Source organism: Actinomadura sp. NPDC000929, from assembly GCF_040492065.1.
GTDB lineage: Bacteria > Actinomycetota > Actinomycetes > Streptosporangiales > Streptosporangiaceae > Spirillospora > Spirillospora verrucosospora.
Map to the genome: position 1 here is coordinate 1 of NZ_JBEUPA010000151.1, position 19,995 is coordinate 19,995.

At 73.7% G+C, this 19,995-nt stretch carries 18 protein-coding genes and 1 riboswitch; of the genes, 12 read left to right on the forward strand and 6 right to left on the reverse strand.

What is annotated here, in order from left to right:
* The first annotated feature begins 285 nt into the window (after window positions 1–285).
* Together ABWI04_RS35000 and ABWI04_RS35005 are read left to right on the forward strand one after the other, a co-directional pair.
* On the forward strand, window positions 286–912 hold the full coding sequence (locus ABWI04_RS35000; protein ID WP_345176671.1) for a GAP family protein: 627 nt from the start codon (window positions 286–288) through the stop codon (window positions 910–912).
* Window positions 913–1,054: 142 nt separating this feature from the next.
* Entirely contained in the window at window positions 1,055–1,231 is a 177-nt protein-coding gene (locus ABWI04_RS35005) for a hypothetical protein (protein WP_179837580.1), read from the forward strand.
* A 19-nt stretch (window positions 1,232–1,250) separates the two neighbouring features.
* Here the strand turns inward: ABWI04_RS35005 and ABWI04_RS35010 are convergent, their stop codons facing one another.
* Complete coding sequence (locus ABWI04_RS35010; RefSeq protein WP_353835086.1) at window positions 1,251–1,844, reverse strand: GNAT family N-acetyltransferase; 594 nt, start codon at window positions 1,842–1,844, stop codon at window positions 1,251–1,253.
* Between the two features lie 129 nt (window positions 1,845–1,973).
* A riboswitch (ZMP/ZTP riboswitch) is annotated at window positions 1,974–2,059 on the forward strand.
* A 62-nt stretch (window positions 2,060–2,121) separates the two neighbouring features.
* Here ABWI04_RS35010 and ABWI04_RS35015 point away from each other — a divergent pair.
* Window positions 2,122–2,982, forward strand: coding sequence for a bifunctional methylenetetrahydrofolate dehydrogenase/methenyltetrahydrofolate cyclohydrolase (locus ABWI04_RS35015; RefSeq protein ID WP_345176676.1), 861 nt, complete (start codon window positions 2,122–2,124; stop codon window positions 2,980–2,982).
* Between the two features lie 201 nt (window positions 2,983–3,183).
* Here ABWI04_RS35015 and ABWI04_RS35020 read toward each other — a convergent pair whose 3' ends face one another.
* Complete coding sequence (locus ABWI04_RS35020; protein ID WP_345176679.1) at window positions 3,184–3,915, reverse strand: FHA domain-containing protein; 732 nt, start codon at window positions 3,913–3,915, stop codon at window positions 3,184–3,186.
* A gap of 294 nt (window positions 3,916–4,209) precedes the next feature.
* Between ABWI04_RS35020 and ABWI04_RS35025 the strand changes: the two genes are divergently transcribed.
* From ABWI04_RS35025 to ABWI04_RS35045, 5 genes are all read left to right on the forward strand, one after another.
* Window positions 4,210–4,650: a DUF3017 domain-containing protein gene (locus ABWI04_RS35025; protein ID WP_345176682.1), complete on the forward strand. Its 441-nt coding sequence runs from the start codon at window positions 4,210–4,212 to the stop codon at window positions 4,648–4,650.
* A gap of 138 nt (window positions 4,651–4,788) precedes the next feature.
* The gene (locus ABWI04_RS35030) at window positions 4,789–6,006 is read left to right on the forward strand and encodes an NADP-dependent isocitrate dehydrogenase (protein WP_345176684.1); all 1,218 of its coding nucleotides are present in this window, start codon (window positions 4,789–4,791) and stop codon (window positions 6,004–6,006) included.
* A 265-nt stretch (window positions 6,007–6,271) separates the two neighbouring features.
* Window positions 6,272–7,261 (forward strand): malate dehydrogenase, encoded by a 990-nt coding sequence (locus ABWI04_RS35035; RefSeq protein WP_353835087.1) that lies wholly within the window; start codon window positions 6,272–6,274, stop codon window positions 7,259–7,261.
* A gap of 173 nt (window positions 7,262–7,434) precedes the next feature.
* On the forward strand, window positions 7,435–9,210 hold the full coding sequence (locus ABWI04_RS35040) for an HSP90 family protein (RefSeq protein ID WP_345176690.1): 1,776 nt from the start codon (window positions 7,435–7,437) through the stop codon (window positions 9,208–9,210).
* A complete protein-coding gene (locus ABWI04_RS35045; RefSeq protein WP_353835088.1) occupies window positions 9,197–11,863 on the forward strand; it encodes a hypothetical protein in 2,667 nt (888 codons plus the stop codon). Before ABWI04_RS35040 ends, ABWI04_RS35045 begins: the two co-directional genes overlap by 14 nt.
* Here the strand turns inward: ABWI04_RS35045 and galK are convergent.
* Both galK and galE read right to left on the reverse strand, forming a co-directional pair.
* Window positions 11,856–13,004, reverse strand: a complete 1,149-nt coding sequence (galK, locus tag ABWI04_RS35050; RefSeq protein ID WP_353835092.1) for a galactokinase — start codon at window positions 13,002–13,004, stop codon at window positions 11,856–11,858. The genes ABWI04_RS35045 and galK overlap by 8 nt on opposite strands.
* Entirely contained in the window at window positions 13,001–13,954 is a 954-nt protein-coding gene (galE, locus tag ABWI04_RS35055) for a UDP-glucose 4-epimerase GalE (RefSeq protein ID WP_353835089.1), read from the reverse strand. Before galE ends, galK begins: the two co-directional genes overlap by 4 nt.
* 118 nt (window positions 13,955–14,072) lie before the next feature.
* Here galE and ABWI04_RS35060 point away from each other — a divergent pair, with 118 nt between their 5' ends.
* From ABWI04_RS35060 to ABWI04_RS35075, 4 genes are all read left to right on the forward strand, one after another.
* On the forward strand, window positions 14,073–15,095 hold the full coding sequence (locus ABWI04_RS35060; protein ID WP_345176697.1) for a hemolysin family protein: 1,023 nt from the start codon (window positions 14,073–14,075) through the stop codon (window positions 15,093–15,095).
* An 18-nt stretch (window positions 15,096–15,113) separates the two neighbouring features.
* Window positions 15,114–16,190, forward strand: coding sequence for a tryptophan--tRNA ligase (trpS, locus tag ABWI04_RS35065; RefSeq protein WP_353835093.1), 1,077 nt, complete (start codon window positions 15,114–15,116; stop codon window positions 16,188–16,190).
* Window positions 16,180–16,833: a 2'-5' RNA ligase family protein gene (locus tag ABWI04_RS35070; RefSeq protein WP_345176699.1), complete on the forward strand. Its 654-nt coding sequence runs from the start codon at window positions 16,180–16,182 to the stop codon at window positions 16,831–16,833. The genes trpS and ABWI04_RS35070 overlap by 11 nt, the downstream gene beginning before the upstream one ends.
* Window positions 16,834–16,913: 80 nt before the next feature.
* A complete protein-coding gene (locus ABWI04_RS35075) occupies window positions 16,914–18,083 on the forward strand; it encodes a YihY/virulence factor BrkB family protein (RefSeq protein WP_353835090.1) in 1,170 nt (389 codons plus the stop codon).
* A gap of 172 nt (window positions 18,084–18,255) precedes the next feature.
* Here ABWI04_RS35075 and ABWI04_RS35080 read toward each other — a convergent pair whose 3' ends face one another.
* Window positions 18,256–18,708: a nuclear transport factor 2 family protein gene (locus tag ABWI04_RS35080; protein WP_345176703.1), complete on the reverse strand. Its 453-nt coding sequence runs from the start codon at window positions 18,706–18,708 to the stop codon at window positions 18,256–18,258.
* Window positions 18,709–18,834: 126 nt separating this feature from the next.
* Window positions 18,835–19,995: D-alanyl-D-alanine carboxypeptidase family protein (locus ABWI04_RS35085; RefSeq protein WP_353835091.1), on the reverse strand; the 1,161-nt coding region annotated here is incomplete at its 5' end.

Genomic DNA, 19,995 nt, shown 5'->3' on the forward strand with positions numbered 1-19,995 from the left:
GTGACGATCCACGACGTCACCCTGTTCGCCGAGCCGGAGCCGCACGACCCGGTGCGCACCTCCTACATCAAGTCGGCGACCGCGGGGCGTCGCGTCCGCGCTCCCCAGACGCGGGTCAGCCGCGTCCCTGGCGCGGGCCATCGGGCGGACCGCGGGGCAGAAAAAAAGGATCGGCTCCCGGTCAAGAACGCGTCGGCCGACGGACCGAGCCCCGGTCGCTCCTCTAGCGTGAGCCCTGACGAGGGGCGTCTCCCGTGCGGCGGGAGCCACGGCGGGGGAGGGGCCATGAGCTTTCAGGTGCTCCCGCTGGCCATCACGATGATGGCGGGTCCCCAGATCATGTCGGCGATCATCCTGGTGACGACCCCGAGGCCCGTGCGGGTCTCCCTGGCGTTCCTGGCGGGCGTGGCCATCTCGGCGAGCGCGGGCGTCGCCGCCGCGCGGGGCATCTTCGCGCTGGTGGGCAACAGCGTGGACATCGGCAAGCCGTCCGACGACAGCTCGGTCGGCAAGATCGTCCAGTATGTGCTGATCGCGCTGCTGCTGGCCGCCATCGTGCGCAACTACGTGAAACGGGCCACGATCGAACCGCCCAAATGGCTCGGCTCGCTGATGAACGCCGGGCCGGGCCGGGCGTTCAAGACCGGGCTGCTGCTGATCATCCTGATGCCCTCCGACATCATCGTGATGCTCACGGTGGGGGCCAACCTGGAGCAGCACCACGAGGGCGCGGCGGAGGCCGCCGTCTTCGTCGGGGCCACCCTCCTGGTCGCGGCGCTGCCGCTGCTCGCCGTGCTGCTCTTCCACCGGCGCGCCGAGCGCGCCATGCCCCGCGCGCGGGAGTGGATGACGAACAACAGCTGGATGGTCAACATCATCTGCTGCCTGATCTTCATCGCGATCATCCACTGACGGCGGCCCGCCCGGCCGCCCTCGCGCGACCCGTTCCGCGGCGCGGGACCACACACGGCCGCCGGGCGGGTACCCTCAGGCTGCCGCGCCCCCCTGTGACCCTCCCTTGACCCCGGCGCGGGCGTTCCGTGGTGGAGGCAGGATGAATCTGCTGATGTCCCTCATGCTCGGCGTCGTCTACCAGGCCGACTTGCTGCTGATGGAGTCGCGCCAGGTGATCGGGCTGGTCGCCGCGTTCCTGGCCGCGGTGCTCGCCGCCCAGCTCGGCTGGCACGGCACCGACCGCCTCATCGGCTGGCGCCAGCGCTCCGAGGACTGAGCGCCCCGCCCACCGGCCGTCAGCGCAGTCTCGCGCGCAGGGCGCGTTCGGCGGCGGGCCAGTCGTCGTCCGTCATCGCGTAGACGGCGGTGTCGCGGATCGAGCCGTCCGCGCGGATCCGGTGCTTCCGGTGGACGCCCTCGAACGCCGCCCCGAGCCGCTCGATCGCCGCGCGCGACCGCTCGTTGCTGACGTGCGTGTGCCAGCCGACCCGGATCGCCCCTAGGTCGGCGAACGCGCGGCCTATGAGCAGCAGCTTCGCCTCGGTGTTGAGCCCCGTCCGGTGCCACCGCGCCCCGATCCACGTGTGGCCGATGCACAGGCCGCGGTCGGACGGTGAGATCTCGTAGTACGACGTCGTCCCGGCGACCTCCCCGGTCACCGCGTCGATCTGGACCCAGGGCAGGCGCAGCCCGCGCTCGCAGGCCGCCAGCGCCTGGTCGACCTGCGCGCGCATGTCGGCGACGCTCTCCGGCCGGCGCTGGCTCATCCACGTCCACAGGTCCGGGTCCTTGGACGCCTCGAACAGGCCCGGGGCGTGGTCGGCGGACAGCGGCTCCAGCCGCACGTACCGCCCGGTCAGGACGGGCCGCTCGAACCATTCCTCGTTCATGCGGAGCACGCTAGGACCCCGGGGGCGGCCTCCGGCAGAGCCACTCGGCGCCCTTTTCCGCAAGCCACTCGCGGGGGGCCTCCTCCACGGAGCCGCGGGGCCCGCCGTCTCCGGGCGGCCGGTTAGCATGGGGGCCTACGCGACTGGCGCGGTCAAGGTGGATCACCACCGGGGAGCGAACGACAGTCCGGACACCGCGCGCCTGGGTGGACGGGACCCATCCGGCCGGGCTGTGCGCCCGGGGCCCGGTCCCGCCGAGATCCACGCGGAGGAACGCATGACGGCACAGATTCTGGACGGCAAGGCCACGGCCGCCGAGATCCGCTCGAACCTCAAGGTCCGCGTCGAGGCGCTGCGCGAGCGCGGCGTCTCCGTCGGGCTCGGCACCGTCCTGGTCGGCGACGACCCCGGCAGCCACTCGTACGTGAACATGAAGCACCGCGACTGCGCCGAGGTCGGCATCGAGAGCATCCGCCGCGACCTGCCCGCCACCGCCTCGCAGGACGAGGTGGAGCGCGCCGTCGCCGAGCTGAACGCCGACCCCGCCTGCACCGGCTACATCGTCCAGCTGCCGCTCCCGAAGGGCCTCGACGAGCAGCGCGTGCTGGAGCGCATCGACCCCGTCAAGGACGCCGACGGCCTGCACCCGGTCAACCTCGGCCGGCTCGTCCTGATGCAGCCGGGCCCGCTGCCGTGCACGCCGAAGGGCATCGTCGAGCTGCTGCGCCGCTTCGACGTCCCGCTGAAGGGGGCCGAGGTCACCGTCGTCGGCCGCGGCATCACCGTCGGCCGTTCCCTCGGCCTGCTGCTGACCCGCCGCACCGAGAACGCGACCGTCACCCTCTGCCACACCGCCACCCGCGACCTCGCCGAGCACACCCGCAAGGCCGACATCGTCGTGGCCGCGGCCGGGGTGCCCGGCCTCATCACGGCCGACATGGTCAAGCCCGGCGCAGCCGTCCTCGACGTGGGCGTGTCCCGCGTGGACGGCAAGCTCGCCGGGGACGTCGCCGCCGACGTCCGCGACGTCGCCGGCTGGGTCGCGCCCAACCCCGGCGGTGTCGGCCCGATGACCCGCGCCATGCTCCTCGCGAACGTCGTCGAGGCGGCCGAGCAGGCCACAGGGCAGGCCGTCTGACCACCAGCCCGACCGGCCGGCCCCGCCGGGCCGGCCGGGCACGGGCCGCGGACAGGCACGCTTCGGGGGCCGCCACCAGCACCTGGGTGGCGGCCCCCGCCGGCGAGTCCCTGGGCCGCGCCGTCACTTACGCGGCCGCATCGGGGGCTGAGCGATCGCCCTCCTGTCGCGCTGCCGGGGAGGGCGACCGCGGGTCTCACATCAGCTGGCCCTCCGTCCCGCGGCCGTGCTGTGCGCCGGACGGCCCGGGCCGTGCGCGTGGCCGGTGGCGCCCGGCCGGCGCGTCTCGGTGGTGCCGCGCACCCCGGGGACGCGCCCGTCCATCGGCGGACGGCCCTGCTGGGGCACGTGCACCGGCGGCAGCGGGCGGACGAGGCCCATCGCGATGACCTCGTTGGCGAGCCGGGTGCGCCGGTTGGCGCCCTCGGGGATCCGGAACTTCTGGTAGAGGCGCAGCAGGTGCTGCTTGACCGCGGCCTCCGTGACGACCAGCTCGCCGGCGATGTCGCGCGCCGTGGCCGGGGCCACGAACGCCTCGTCGGACAGTGCGGGCCGGCACAGCGAGGTCAGCACGTCGACCTCCCGGCGGGTGAGCTCGGGCGCGACGGCGCGCCGCAGTTCGACGTCCGGGTCGACCTCCTCACGGGGGATGCCCCCCAAGCGGCAGCGCGCCGTGCCGAAGCTCACGACGTCACCGTCCTCCAGCACACGGCGGGCGATCGGCCGGCCGTTGACGCGCGTCCCGTTGCGGGACAGGCCCATGTCCACCACGTAGACGTACGGGCCACGTCGGACGATCTCTGCGTGCAAACGGGACACAGACGGGTCGTCGAGGCGGATGTCCACTCCTCTCCCTCTCCCGACCGTCGTCACGTCGGGGCGCAGCGGCACCACCAGCCCGCTGTCCTCGATCCGCATGAACGGCCCCTCCACGGCAGTCCTCCCAGCTAGTTAGCGACCCCTGTCTGCCGGGTTACCCGGGTGCCATGCCGTCACACCCTCCTACTGGCGAGTAGGACCGATGGCGCAGGGGATTCCGGGCTCTCGGCCATCACCTTGAGCACATAGGTCCCATCCGCATTTCGGCGGCGTGTGACAAACCGGACGCTCCCCCCGCCGCCTCGCTTGCGTCTCCGCCCCGACTCATCTGCGTCCCCCCGCGGACCGCTCCCGCCGGAGGGGTGCGCGATGTCGTGCCGGGGCCCGATTGCCTATACCGTGAGGGCCATGAGCACCCAGGTGCACCGGCGCAGGCGCAAGGCGCCGCGTCGGAGGAGCGCCGCCCCGCACTGGCTCGCGCGGCTGCCGTACCTCCTCGTGCTCAGCGGCGTCGGCGCGGGGCTCACGCTGTGCGCCTTCAACTACTTTCGCAAGGGCTCGGGCCTGATGGCCGCCGCGCTGCTCATCGGCGCGCTGGCCCGGCTGCTGCTGCCCGAGTCGCAGCTCGGCCCGCTCGCCGTCCGGAGCCGGTCGGTCGACTGCTGGACGCTCGTGATCCTCGGCGAGATGGTCGCGTTCGTGTCGCTGAGCGTCCCGCCGATGAACAAGACCGGGCTCGTCCTCGCCGGCGCGTTCGGCGTGCTGATCGCGTTCACGATGATGGTGCGCGGGGCGCGGCTGCTCCTCGCCGGGCGCTCCTCCCGGACGGCCAAGGAGCCCCCGGGCTAGCGCGTCGCCGCAGGTCAGGCCGGAGGCGGCGGGTCCCAGGGCAAGGCCAGGTCTAGACCTCATGACCGCCTCGGCTAGCCTTGCCAGTTGAGCCTTACAAGGACTGCTGGCCAGGTGTAGGAAAGGGACAGCAACAGCATGCCCAAGATCAAAGTAGCGGGCCCGGTCGTCGAACTCGACGGCGACGAAATGACGCGGATCATCTGGAAATTCATCAAGGACCAGTTGATCCTGCCCTACCTCGATGTGGACCTGAAGTACTACGACCTGGGGATCGAGCACCGTGACGCCACGGACGACCAGGTCACCGTCGACGCCGCCAAGGCCATCCTGGAGCACGGCGTCGGTGTGAAGTGCGCGACCATCACCCCCGACGAGGCGCGCGTCGAGGAGTTCGGCCTGAAGAAGATGTGGCGGTCCCCGAACGGGACGATCCGCAACATCCTGGGCGGCGTGATCTTCCGTGAGCCGATCGTTGTCTCCAACATCCCGCGCCTGGTCCCCGGCTGGACGAAGCCGATCATCATCGGCCGCCACGCCCACGGCGACCAGTACAAGGCCACCGACTTCGTCGTGCCGGGCCCGGGCAAGGTGACGATCACCTACACCCCCGAGAACGGCGACGAGCCGATGGAGTTCGAGGTCGCCTCGTTCCCCGGCGGCGGCGTGGCCATGGGCATGTACAACTACGACGACTCGATCCGCGACTTCGCCCGGACGAGCATGCGGTACGCGCTGAGCCGCGGGATGCCGCTGTACATGTCGACGAAGAACACGATCCTCAAGGCCTACGACGGCCGGTTCAAGGACCTCTTCCAGGAGATCTACGAGACCGAGTTCAAGGCCGAGTTCGAGGCCAAGGGCCTCACCTACGAGCACCGCCTGATCGACGACATGGTCGCGGCCGCGCTCAAGTGGGAGGGCGGGTTCGTCTGGGCCGCCAAGAACTACGACGGCGACGTCCAGTCCGACACCCTCGCGCAGGGCTTCGGCTCCCTCGGCCTGATGACCTCCGTCCTCATGACCCCCGACGGCAGGACCGTCGAGGCCGAGGCCGCGCACGGCACGGTGACCCGGCACTACCGGCAGCACCAGCAGGGCAAGCCGACGTCGACCAACCCGATCGCGTCGATCTTCGCCTGGACGCGCGGGCTGGAGCACCGCGGCAAGCTCGACGACCAGCCCGAGGTCATCGACTTCGCCCGCAAGCTGGAGCAGGTCTGCATCGAGACCGTCGAGAGCGGCCAGATGACCAAGGACCTCGCCCTGCTCGTCGGCGGGGAGACCCCCTGGCTGACCACGCAGGGCTTCCTGGAGGCGCTCGACACCAACCTCCAGAAGAAGATCGGCGGCTAGCGTCTCGCCGGTCGCCCCCCGCGCACGCGGGGTGAAGGCCGTTCCGGATCCGTCCGGGGCGGCCTTCCGCCTGTTCGGGGCGGGGGGCGTGCCGGGAGGCGCACCTGCGCGGTGGCGGGCGGGACGTGCGCGATAGCCTGGCACCGCAACTATCTCGACGGCGAGAGAACCCGCGCGACGGAGTGCGGGCGGGAGGCCTCTCGGGCGGTCGGGTTCCCAAGGATGGCCGCCTGAGCCCCGTCAGGTCACAGCAGGAGAAGGACGCATGACTCGCACCCCAGTCACCGTTACCGTTACCGGCGCCGCGGGCCAGATCGGCTACGCGCTGCTGTTCCGCATCGCGTCCGGGCACCTCCTCGGCGCGGACGTGCCCGTACGCCTGCGCCTGCTGGAGATCCCGCAGGCGGTGAAGGCCGCGGAGGGCACCGCGATGGAACTGGACGACTGCGCGTTCCCGCTGCTGTCCGGCATCGACATCTTCGACGACGCCGGCCGGGCGTTCGAGGGGACGAACGTGGCGCTGCTGGTCGGCGCGCGCCCGCGCACGAAGGGCATGGAGCGCGGCGACCTGCTGGAGGCCAACGGCGGCATCTTCAAGCCGCAGGGCGAGGCGATCAACGCCGGCGCCGCCGACGACGTCAAGGTCCTCGTGGTCGGCAACCCGGCCAACACCAACGCGCTGATCGCGCAGCAGCACGCGCCGGACGTCCCGGCCGAGCGGTTCACCGCGATGACGCGCCTGGACCACAACCGCGCCCTCGCGCAGCTGGCGAAGAAGACGGGCGCCTCGGTCTCCGACATCCGCAGGATGACGATCTGGGGCAACCACTCCGCCACGCAGTACCCGGACCTGTTCCACGCCGAGATCGCCGGCAGGAACGCCGCCGAGACGGTGAACGACCAGGACTGGCTGGAGAACACCTTCATCCCGACCGTCGCCAAGCGCGGCGCCGCGATCATCGAGGCGCGGGGCGCGTCGTCGGCGGCGTCGGCCGCGTCCGCCGCGATCGACCACGTGCACACCTGGGTGAACGGCACCGCCGACGGCGACTGGACGTCGATGGCGGTCGTGTCGGACGGCTCCTACGGCGTCCCCGAGGGCCTGATCTCCTCCTTCCCGGTCACCGCCGCGGACGGGAAGTGGGAGATCGTCCAGGGCCTGGAGATCGACGACTTCTCCCGCGCCCGGATCGACGCGTCCGTCGCGGAGCTGTCGGAGGAGCGCGAGGCGGTCCGCAAGCTCGGCCTCATCTGACCTGAGCGCGGACGAGCCCCGGACCCCGTGGTCCGGGGCTCGTCCGCGTCCGGGGCCGCTTCCGGGCGGCGGCGGGGCGGCGATCACGCGGTGGCGACGGCAAATGATCTGAATGCGTCGGTATCGGTCGCTAGGGTGTGATCGCTCGGAAAGTGATCGGGGGAGGCGTGCCGGTGGCCGAACAGGCGTTCCAGGTGGACCTGCGGGGCGTGGTGGATCTGCTGAGCCGCCATCTCTACGCGAGCCCGCGCGTCTACCTGCGGGAGCTGCTGCAGAACGCGGTGGACGCGATCACCGCGCGCGGCGCCGGCGGCCGCGTCGAGATCGAGACGGGCGGCGGCGTGCTGCGCGTCCACGACGACGGCGTCGGCCTGACCGAGGACGAGGTGCACACGCTGCTGGCGACCATCGGGCGGTCGTCCAAGCGGGACGAACTGGGCTTCGCGCGGCACGACTTCCTCGGCCAGTTCGGGATCGGGCTGCTGTCGGCGTTCCTCGTCGCGGACGAGATCGAGGTCGTGACGCGGTCCGCGCGCGGCGGCGGCGCCGTCCGGTGGACGGGACGGTCCGAGGGCAGCTACCTGGTCGAGCCGGGCGAGCGCGACGAGCCGGGCACGACGGTGACGCTGCGGGCGCGGCCGGGCGCGGGGGAGCTGCTCAGCCCGCCGGTCGTCGCCGAGCTGGCCGCCACCTACGGGTCGCTCCTCCCGGTCGAGCTGGTCGTGGACGGCGTGGCCGTCACCGGCGACGGGCCGCCGTGGCGGGCGTCCTACCGCGATCCCGCCGACCGCAGGCGGGCGCTGGAGCGGTACTGCGAGGAGGTCTGCGGGTTCACCCCGTTCGACGTCGTGGACCTCGACGTGCCGGAGGCCGGGCTGACGGGCGTCGCGTTCGTCCTGCCCGAGCCGGTGTCGCCGTCCGCGCGCGCCGCGCACCGCGTCTACCTGAAGCGGATGCTGCTGGCCGAGAGCGTCGAGGGACTGCTTCCCGACTGGGCGTTCTTCGCGCGCTGCGTCGTGGACGCGGGGGAGCTGCGGCCGACCGCGAGCCGCGAGGCCCTCTACGAGGACGAGCTGCTCGAATCGACCCGGCACGGCCTCGGCGAGGTGCTGCGGCAGTGGCTGGTGAAGCTCGCCGAGACCGACCCGGCGCGGCTGCGGGCCTTCCTGCGGCTGCACCAGCTCGGCGTCAAGGCGATGGCCCTGCACGACGACGACATGCTGCGGATCGTCGACCGGTGGCTGGAGTACGAGACGTCCTCCGGGCCGATGACCCTGCACGAGTTCCGCCGCCGCCACCCGGACGGCCGGTTCACCGCGGACGTGGACGAGTTCCGGCGGCTCGCGGCGGTCGCGGGCGCCCAGGGCGTGGGCCTGGTCAACGGCGGCTACGTCCACGACACCGAGATCATCGAGCGGCTGCCGGACCTCGATCCCGACATCCGGCTCGCGCGGCTGGACGCGGCCGAGCTGACCACCACCTTCGGCGTCCTCGACCCGGCGGCGGAGCTGGCGCTGCGGCCGTTCCTCGCGGCGGCGCAGCGGGCGGTGGAGCGGCTCGGCTGCGAGGTCGTCGTCCGCGACTTCGACCCCGCGTCGCTGCCCGCGCTGTACCTGACGAGCCGGGACGCGCAGTTCCGCGAGGAGCTGGCCCGCGCGCAGGAGGAGGCGGGCGAGCTGTGGGCGGACGTGCTCGGCGCGGTCGGCGCGACCACGAGCGCCGACCGCCCCCAGCTGGTGCTGAACTACCGCAATCCGCTGGCGCGGCGGGTCACCTCGCTCGGTGACGGCGGGCCGGTCGAGGCGGCCGTCCAGGCCCTGTACGGGCAGGCGCTGCTGCTCGGCCACCATCCGCTGCGGCCCGTCGACACGGCGGTCCTGAACCGTTCCTTCATCGGCCTGCTGGAGTGGGCCGTCCACTCCCCGGAGGGCCCCGTTGAGCATGGATGACGTCTACGCGCTGATGGCGCGGTCGCAGGAGCTGCCCTACGGGGAGGCCCGCACCGTCCTGATCGAGGACGCGCTGCGCCGCGCCGAGGCGGCGGGCGACGAGGTCCTCGCGTTCCACGTGCGGGTCAGGCTGACCGACGCCTACCGGTACGGCGGCGAGCCCGTGAAGGCGTTCGCGACGTTCAGCCGCACGCTGGCCGACCACGACCGCGACCCCGCCCGGTTCGACGAGACGCACAGCCTGCTGTGGCAGATGAAGGCGGTGGTCAGCTCCCTGACCTCGTTCCCCGAGATCCCGCTGGACCGCGCCTACGCCGTCCTCGACGACATGGAGCGGCGCTACAAGGCGGGCGGGCACAGCCTCCAGGCGGTGTACCACTACCGCAACGTGGTGGCGCGGCACATCGGCGACGCTTCGGCGCACGAGTGGTTCGTGAAGTGGCGCGCCGCCGAGCGGGACGAGCTGTCCGACTGCGAGGGCTGCGACCCGACCGGCATGGCCCGCCACCTGGTCGAGGCCGGACGGCACGAGGAGGCGTTCGAGATCGCCGCGCCGGTGCTGAGCGCGCGGCTGTCCTGCAACGAGCAGCCGCAGTCGATCCAGACGGCGCTGCTGCCGGTGTACCTGCGCATGGGCCGCCTGGAGGAGGCCGCCGCCGCGCACCGCCGCGCCTACCGGGTGCACCGGGCGCGCCTCGCCGACCTCGGCGACATCGGCGAGCACCTGGAGTTCTGCGCGGTCACGGGCAACGGGGCGCGCGGCCTGGAGATCCTGCAGCGGCACCTCGGCTGGCTCGACCGGGCCCCGAGCGCGCACGCCGACATGGAGTTCTCCGCCGCGGCGGCCCTGCTGCTGGGGGCGGTCGAGGCGGCCGGGCACGGCGCGGCGACCGTCCGACGACCGGCGGCCGACGACCGCCCGGCGGCGGACGTGCCCCTGCCCGAGCTGCGCGCCGAGCTGGCCGAGCGCGCGACGGCGCTGGCGGCCCGGTTCGACGCCCGCAACGGCACGTCCCACCAGGGCGACAAGGTGCGCGCCACGCTGGAGGCCGAGCCGGTCGTCGACTTCCTGCCGCTGGCCCCCCACCACCGCCGCCCCGCGCCCGCCCCCGCCCCGCGGACCCCTTCCGCGGACGACGCCGCCTCCGCCGACGCCCTCGCGTCCATGGACGATCTCGGGGAGCTGCTCGACCTGGTGGACCGGCGCCGCGCCGACGGCGACCTGCCCGGCATGCTCGCGGCCTTCCGGCGGTTCGACGCCGTCGCCGAGACCACCGGGCCGACGCCCTTCCAGAAGGCCCGCCGCCTGGACGGCCGGGGCGTCGAGCTGGCCGTCGAGGGCGACGGCCAGGGCGCCGCGCGGTGCTGGGAGGAGGCCTCCCGGCTGTACGCGGAGCTGGGCGAGGAGACGCGCCGGTACCGCGCGCTCGGCCGCCTCGGCGCGATGCGCGTCGACCTCGGCGACGAGGGCGGCCTGGAGCAGGTGGTCGCGTCCGCCGAGCACCTCACCGCGCATCCGGGGGAGGACGGCGACGCCACGGCCGCGCTGCTCCGCCTCGCCACCGCGCACCTCGGGCTGGACCGCCCGGCCGAGGCCCTGGCCGCGCTGGACCGGGTCGACACCGGCGACGCGCCCGACCGCGCCGGCGAGCTGTGGTTCCTGCGGGGGCAGGCGCTCCTGCGGACCGGCGACACCGGCGAGGCGGTGGCGGCGCTGCGGCGCTCCGCCGACGCGGCGCGCGCCTCCGGCGAGCCGGAGACGGTCGCCTCGCCCGGCCTGCTGCTCGCCCGCACCCTCGCCCGCGGGGAGACCGGCCCGGACGAGGAGGTGTTCGCCCTGCTCGACGAGGTGATCGCCGCGCTGCCCCCGTCGCCGATGCGCGCGGTGGCGCACTGCGACCGCGGCCTGGCGCTCCTCGCCGCCGACCGGCCGGCCGACGCCGTCGCCGACCTCGCCGAGGCCATCGCGGCCTGGACGGCCGAGGGCATGCACGAGCAGGCCGTCCACCTCCGCGTGGACCTCGCCGCCGCGTACCTGGCCGTGGGCCGCCACCTGGAGGCCGCCGAGACCGCCGAGGAGGCGCTGCCCGGACTGGACGGCGACCCCGCCCGGCGCTGCCGCCTGATCCTCGCGCACGCGCAGAAGGACATGGGCGAGGAGGACGCCGCCGCGACGTTCGCCGACCTCGCCGAGGACGCCGCGCGGGACGGCCGGCACGACGCCGTCGCGCACTTCCTGGAGGAGGCCGGGGGCGTCCTGACCGCCCTCGACAGGGACGCCCAGGCCGCCGCCCGGTTCGCCGAGGCCGCCGAGGCCAACGAGAAGGCGGGCGATCCCTACGGGGTGGTCCGCACCCGCCGCCGCGCCGCGATGAGCCTGCTGTGGAGCGGCGACGCCGACGAGGCCGTCGCCGTCATGGACACGGCCCGCGCGGCCCTGGCCGGGCTGCCCCCGGACAACGAGCCCGCCCGCGTCTGGGAGACCGCCCTCGTCTCCTACGACCAGGCCCGCGTCCTCGGCCAGGTCGGCCGCCTCCCCGAGGCGGCCGCGCACGCCGCGGCCGCCGCCGACGGCTTCACCACCCTGGACGAGACCGGCGCCGCGGAAGAGGCCACCCGCCTGCACGACGACCTCAAGTCGGCCCTCAGCTGACGCGGTGGGCGCCCTCGGAGGGGGGCGCCTCCAGGAACTCCGGGGCCGTCCAGCCGCGGTCGGCGTAGGCGGCCGTGATCGCGTCCCGCACCTTCTGGGCCCGGGCGGCCGGGGTGAGGACGATGGCGGAGCCGCCGAAGCCGCCGCCCACCATGCGGCCGCCCCGGGCGCCCGCGCGCACCGCGGCGTCGACGGCGGCGTCGGCCTCGGGCCAGGAGACCTCGAACTGGTCCCGCAGGGACAGGTGCGAGGCGTTCAGCATGGCGCCGAGCTCGGGGAGGGCGCCGGCGCGCAGCAGCCCGACGGCGGCCTCGACCCGGTGGTTCTCGGTGACGACGTGCTGGACGCGGCGGCGCAGGACGGGGTCGCGCAGCGCGGCGAGGGCGGCGGCGAGGTCCTTGACGTCGCGCAGGGCCTCGACGCCGAGCAGGGACGCGGCCTCCTCGCACTCCGCGCGGCGGCGGCCGTAGTCGCCGCCCGTCAGCGCGTGCGAGGCCCGCGTGTCGACCACCAGCAGGACCATGCCCGAGGCGGCCGGGTCGAACGGGACCTGCGACGACAGACCGCTGCGGCAGTCGAGCATCAGCGCCCGGCCGGGCGTGCACAGCAGGGACGCCGACTGGTCCATGAGGCCGCAGGGCATGCCGACCTGCTCGTTCTCGGCGCGCTGGGCCAGCCGGGCCAGCGCGGGACGGTCGATCTCCACGCCGTGCAGGTCGCACAGCGCCAGCGCCGTCGCGCACTCCAGGGCGGCGGACGAGGAGAGGCCCGCGCCCTGCGGGAGGTCGGAGTCGATCAGCAGGGACGCGCCGCCCGTGCCGTGCTCGCGCAGCACGCGCGCGACGCCGACCGGGTACGCGGCCCACTCGCGGTCGGCGGGCCAGTTCTCGGCGGCGACCGTCCCGCCGTCCACGGGCGCGGTGACGGTGGTGGCGGCCTGCAGCGAGCGGACCTCCACCACGCCGTCGTCGCGGCGGGCGGCGGCGACCGAGACGCCGTGCGGGAGCGCGAACGGCAGGACGAAGCCGTCGTTGTAGTCGGTGTGCTCGCCGATCAGGTTGACCCGGCCGGGCGCGCGCCACACGCCCTCCGGGGCCCGCCCGAACGCCTCGGCGAAGGCCTCGCTGAGCGCGCCGCTCATCGGGAGCGCAGGAAGGTCCACGCGTCGCCGACCATGGTGCGCAGATCGCGTTCGGGCTTCCAGCCGAGCCGTGCCTGGATCTTCTCCGAGGAGGCGACCAGCACGGCCGGGTCGCCGGGACGGCGCGGCGCCACCTCGGCGGGGATGTCGCGGCCGGTCACCTCGCGGCAGACCTCGACGACCTCGCGGACCGAGTTGCCGGTGCCGCTGCCCAGGTTGAAGATCTCGTGGCGGCCGGGCTCGCAGGCGTCCAGCGCGAGCAGGTGGGCGCGGCCGAGGTCGGTCACGTGGATGTAGTCGCGGACGCAGGTGCCGTCCGGGGTCGGGTAGTCGTCGCCGAACATCTTCACGGCGTCGCCGCCGCCCTGCGCGATCCTCAGCACGTTCGGGATCAGGTGGGTCTCGACCGTGTGGCGCTCGCCGAGCCGCCCGTACGCGCCGGCCACGTTGAAGTACCGCAGCGACACCCCGCCGATCCCGTGCAGCCGCGCGTACTCGGCGAGGGCCGTGTCGATCGCCAGCTTGGACGCCCCGTAGGGGTTGGTCGGACGGGTCGGGTCGGTCTCCAGGATCGGCGTCGACTCCGGCTCGCCGTAGGTCGCGGCCGTCGAGGAGAACACGATCCGGGGCACGCCCGCGACGCGCATCGCCTCCAGCAGGGCGAGGGACTCGCCGAGGTTCTTGTCCCAGTACAGGCCGGGCTTCTCGACGGACTCCCCGACGAGCGAGCGGGCCGCGAAGTGCAGCACGGCGCCGAACCCGGCGCCGCCGAGCACCTCCGCCGCGGCGTCGCGCAGCGTGCCGCGCACCAGCCGTGCGCCCTCGGGCACCGCGTCCGCGTGCCCGGTGGACAGGTCGTCGAGCACGACGACCTCGTGCCCCGCCTCCAGCAGCAGAGCGGAGACGACGCTGCCGACGTAGCCGGCGCCTCCGGTGACGAGCAGCTTCACTGACGGACCTCCACGACGAGACTCTCGGCCGGTTCACGATCATCAGGACGGCGAGACCCGTCCAGGCCGAGGGGTCCGCCCAGGCTATCCGGAACGCCGAACGGGGAAGGCTGAACCCATGGACCGGACGCCGTCCCGGACGCTCGTGGGGCCCGCGGGAGCGCTCGCCCGCCCCCTGGCGCGGCTGCTGTCGAGCTCGACCCACCTCGTCGTGCGGCTGTCGGGCGGCGACCCGGGCACGCTCCGCGGGGAGATCACCGCGGAGCGGATGCGCACGCTGGTCGCCCAGAACACGCAGCTCACCCCGGACGAGCGGGCGCTGATCGGGGAGGTGTTCGCGGCGGGGGAGCGGCCGCTGCGCGAGGTCCTCGTCCCGCGCACCGAGGTGGAGTTCCTGGACGCCGCGCTCCCGCTGACCGCCGCCGCCCGGATCGCCGCCGGCAGCCCGCACTCGCGGTTCCCGGTCTGCCGCGACTCCCACGACGAGGTGATCGGGTTCGTGCACATCCGCGACCTGCTGGCGCCCGTCCTGCCGGACGGGCCCGCCCCGGGCGTCCCCGGCGACGGCCCGGTGGGCGGTCTGGTGCGGCCGGTGAAATTCCTGCCGTCCTCCAAGCGGGTGCTGCCGGCGCTGTCGGAGATGCGCCGCGAGGGCTGCCACCTGGCGATCGTCATGGACGAGTACGGCGGCGTCGCCGGCATCGTCACGCTGGAGGACCTCCTGGAGGAGCTCATCGGCGACATCCGCGACGAATATGATGTCCAGGACGCGCAGGCACGGCGCCTGCACGGCGGGGTGGTCGAGGTCGACGGCCTGCTCAACCTGGACGACTTCGCCGCCGAGACCGGCATCCGGCTCCCGGCCGGGCCGTACGAGACGGTCGCCGGGCACATCATGGCGGTGCTGCGCCGCGTGCCCGCCGAGGGCGACTCGGTGGACGCCGGCGGTCGCCGGCTCGCCGTGGCCCGGATGGAGGGCCGGCGGGTGGCCCGCGTGCGCGTCATGCCGCGGGCGTCGCCGCAGGCCGCACCGGTGCCGCCCGGCACGCCGTCCGCGACCCCGCGGGCGGTGGCAGGCGACGCCGCCGCCGGCCCCGGCACCCGGCAGGCCACCGGCGGCGAAGTCTCAAGCGACACCTGAGAGAATCGGTCCGTGCACATGCCCGAAGCGCCCAGCCCCGAAGCGTCCGCCGGAACGGCCGCGGCACCGCCGCGCGTGCTGTCCGGCATCCAGCCCACCGCCGACTCGTTCCACCTCGGCAACTACCTGGGGGCGCTCCGGCAGTGGGTCTCGATGCAGGACACCCACGACGCCTTCTACTGCGTGGTGGACCTGCACGCGATCACCGTCGAGCACGACCCCGCGCTGCTGCGCCGCCGGACCAAGGTCGCCGTCGCCCAGCTCCTCGCGATGGGCCTGGACCCCGAGCGCGCCACGGTGTTCGTGCAGAGCCACGTCCCCGAGCACGCCGAGCTGGCCTGGGTCCTCGGCTGCCTCACCGGCTTCGGCGAGGCCCAGCGGATGACGCAGTTCAAGGACAAGTCGTCCAAGCAGGGCACGGGCGGGACGACGGTCGGGCTGTTCACCTACCCGGTCCTCCAGGCCGCCGACATCCTGCTCTACTCGCCCGACCCCACCGCCGAGGGCGGCCGGGCGCTGCGCGTCCCCGTCGGGGAGGACCAGCGTCAGCACCTGGAGCTGACCCGCACCCTCGCGCAGCGGTTCAACCACCGCTTCGGCGACACGTTCGTCCCGCCGGACGCGCACATCCCCGAGGGCGCCGCGAAGATCACCGACCTGCAGGAGCCGGACGCCAAGATGAGCAAGTCGGCGTCCTCGCCGCAGGGGATCATCGACGTGCTGGAGGAGCCCGGCCCGATGCGCAAGAAGATCATGCGCGCGGTCACCGACACCGGCTCCGAGGTCGTCTACGACGAGGAGAAGAAGGCCGGCGTCACCAACCTCCTGCGGATCTTCTCCGCGCTGGAGGGCACCTCCGTCCCCGACCTGGAGAGCCGCTACGCGGGCTCGGGCTACGGGCAGTTCAAGAAGGACCTCGCGCAGGTCGTCCTCGACACGTTCACGCCGATCAGGGAGCGCACCCTCACGCTGCTGGAGGACGAGGAGCGGCTCGACCGGGTGCTCGCCCTGGGAGCCGAGCGCGCCTCCAGGGTCGCCACCGCGACGATGGAGACCGTGCGCGAACGGGTGGGATTCGTGGGACGTGGCCGCTGACGGCCCCGCCCGCGACGCCGCGGAGGGCCCCGGGAAGGCGCCCTCCGCCGCCGGGGGCGTGACCCCCGGCGGGGACGGCGGCGTGCGCACCATCGGCGTCGCCATCCCCATCCCCGACCCGTTCGGGGCCTTCCTCCAGGCGCGGCGGGCCTCGTTCGGGGATCCGCTCGCCCACGCGATCCCGACGCACATCACGCTGCTGCCGCCGACCGAGGTCCCCGAGTCGGGGATCGACGCCGTCCAGGAGCATCTGCGGGCCGTCGCGGCGACCGAGACCCCGTTCCCGATCAAGTTGCGAGGCAGCGGAACGTTCCGGCCGGTGTCACCGGTCGTGTTCGTGGCGCTCGCCGAAGGAATCGGCGGTTGCGAGCGGGTTCAGGCGAAGGTTCTGTCGGGTCCGCTCGCCCGGCCGCTGCCGTTCCCGTACCACCCGCACGTGACCATCGCCCACCACCTCCCCGAGAGCGTCATGGACCAGGCGTTCAAGGAGCTCGCCGGCTACAGCGCCGACTTCGAGGCGTGGGGGTTCTCCCTGTACGAGCACGGGCGGGACGGCGTCTGGCGCCCGCAGTGCGACTTCATCTTCGGCGACGGCGCGGTGCCGTCCCCGGGCGGCGACCGCGGCGGGCCCGCCCCCGGATGAGCGGGCCGCACGAGACGCTGCGTTGACCGTTCGATTACCGTCTGCGGCATCGACCGGCCCGCGTTGGGTACGTTGCGTGCATGCGGCAGGTGATCGGCAGGGTTCAGCGGCGGAGCGAGTCCCTGTTCGGCGACGGGAAGGCGCTGCTGCAACGCTCCCGGGAGCGGTCACGGTGGTTCGACCACCAGGTGCGCGCGTTGGAGCGGTACCAGGAGCGCCGCGGCGACCGGCTCGCCGCCGCCCTCACCAGCTACGCGTTCCTGTCGTTCTTCCCGCTGATGGCGCTGGCGTACGCGCTGCTCGGCTATCTCGTCGGGGTCAGCGACGAGGCCCGCGCCTACTTCGTCCGGGCGATCAGCTCGCAGCTGCCGGGGCTCGCGGGCCAGCTGGACGTCGAGCAGATCGCCCAGTCCAAGACCGCCGTCGGGGTCCTCGGCCTGGTCGCGCTGCTGGTCACCGGGATCGGCTGGGTGCAGGTGCTGCGCGAGTCCCTGCGCGACATCTGGGGCAACGAGCCGGGCGGCGGCGGCAACTTCTTCCTGAAGCGGCTCTGGGACGGGGGCGTGCTGGCGTTCCTCGGGCTCATCCTGATCTGCGGCATGGCGGTCACGACGGTCACGACGTCCGCCACCCACACCGTCCTCGGCTGGCTCGGCCTGGAGCACGTCCCCGGCGCCGGGACCGGGCTGCGGCTGCTGTCCCTCGCCTGCGCCATCTTCTTCGACACCGTGGTCTTCCTGGCCCTGTTCAGCCGGTTGTCGGGCACCCGGGCGCCCTGGCGCCGGATCATCCGGGGCGCGCTCTTCGGCGCGGTCGGCTTCGAGATCCTCAAGCAGATCGCGGCCTTCCTGATCGGGCGGACGACGCAGAACCCCGTCTACGGCACGTTCGCGGTGCTGGTCGGCCTGATGGTGTGGATCAACATCGCGACCCGGTTCGCGCTGTTCGTCGCCGCCTGGACCGCGACGCGCCGCGTCGTCCTCACCGCGGACGCCGCCAACCCGGAGAACAGCGTCGACCGCGCGGAGGTCGAGGCGCTCCAGGAGCGCGCCGGGGAGAGGCCCGGCAGGCACGAGGGGCCCGCGGGGAACGAGGACCCGGTCGAGGACGGGGCCGAGGCCCGCCGCCGGAAGCCCGGCCGCCACGAGAAACCGGCCGGGACCGGCGACCGCGCGGAAGACGAGAAGGCCGCAGAGGCCACGAAGCCCAAGGAAGACGAAAAGCCGCTAGAAACCGGAAAACCGGCCTAGGACCTGTCTCGAAGTGGCCCTGCCCGCACGCGCGAACGCGTGACCTGGCCGGTGGAGCGAAGCCGGAGGCGAGCGGAGCCGGGCAGATCGCGAAGCGATGCCGCGTTCGCCCAGGCCCGGTCACGCAGCGAGCCGCCAGGCGAGCGAAGTGGGCCGGGACGTTGAAACACGGTCAGGTCCAGAAGGCGTCGTTGGCGTACTGGTCCTCGGCCAGGGTGCGAATCTCGGTGATCTTTCCGTCGCGGAAGCGGAACAGGTCGACGGCGCGGCCGTCCAGGATGCGGCCGGGGCGCTCGGCGCAGGTCTGGACGAGGGCGGCGCCGTACTCGTCGTTGGCCATGACCGAGTAGGGCTCGGTGTGGAACGTCCCGCCGGACAGCTCGAACAGCCGGACGTAGAAGCCCAGGACCTCCTCGGGCGTCCGGTACACGCCGCAGACGGGCCCGCGTCCGGGGACGCGGTGCACGACGTCGTCGGCGAGCAGCTCGCGGATGAGGTCCATGTCGCCCTTGTCGAAGGCCGTGTAGCCGTCCTTCAGCAGCGTCACGTTCGGATGCTCGTACGTCGGCGGCGGCTCCGGCGCCAGGGCGAGGGCGCCGGGCAAGGGGACATACAAGTCGGACATGGCGCAGTTCCTCCCCGCGGCGCCGTTCCGCCGTCCCCCGGCGGTGACGCGATCACCGGCGCCACCGCGAGCGTAAGCCCGCCCGGCGCGGCGGTGCCAGGCCCGTGGGAAGGGGTGGGGGAAGCTTTACCGGCCGCCGCGGGAGCGGGCCGCCTCCAGCCGCCGCCTGCGGCGCAGCACCACGTACAGCACCGCGATCGCGAGCAGGGCGCCGACCGCGCCGCCGCCGACGAGCAGCCACATGCGGGACGAGTCGTCGGAGGCGAGCGGCGCGTCGGGCAGCACGCCCGAGCCGCCGTTCTTGCGGGTCTGCTCGATGTCGCCGGGCGGGACGAGCGTGCCCACCGGCTGGACCCTGCCGCGCGCGGCGAAGCCCCAGTCCAGCAGCTTGGCCGCGTACGCCGACGGCGGCATGTCCGCCCGCATCAGCGAGATCACGATCGTGTGCCCGCCGCGGCGCGCCTGGGCGACGAAGGTCTGCTGGGCGGCGATCGTGTAGCCGTTCTTGCCGCCGAGCATCCCGGGGTAGGCCAGCCGCTCGCCCGGGAGCATGTGGTTGTGCGTGTGGATCGGGTACCCGCCGACCTTCTTGCCCTTCTTGCGCTCCTTCTTGGTCGGGGGCGCCGGGAACGGGAAGTCGATCGCCTGCATGTAGGCGCGGTACTGGGGGTTCTTCATCCCCTCGCGCAGGATGAGCGCGAGGTCGTAGGCCGAGGTGTGCTGCGTCCGGACGTTCAGCCCGAGGTCCTTGTCCAGCCCGTTCGGGGATCCGGCGAGCGTGTCGCGCGCGTTGATCCGCCGGGCCTCGGCGTTCATGTCGGCGAGGGTCCTGCCCATCCCGCCGTCGGCCTCGGCCAGCGTCACCGCCGCGTCGTTGGCCGACATCATCAGCAGCGCGTGGAACAGGTCGGAGACCTTGTACTGCATCTTCGGCGTCAGCCCGACCTTGGTGCCCTCGGTGTCGCACGCCTTCTGGGACGGCCGGACGAGCCGGTTCGGGTCCAGCTTGGGGACGAGCGTCAGCGCGGTGAGGGTCTTGAGGGTGCTGGCGGGCAGGTAGTGCCCGTGCGGGTCCTTGGCGGCCAGGACCTCGCCGGTGTCGGCGTCCGCGATCAGGTACGAGGCCGCCTTGATCTTCGGCGGGGCCGGGACGCCCGGGGCCGTGTTCGCGACGACGCCGCGGCTCGCGAGCCGGGGCCCGCCGACCGTCTGCGCGGACGGCGACGCCACGGGCGACGCCTCGGCGCCGCGCGTGCCGGAGCGTCCCCGGGCGGGGGCGCGCGCGCC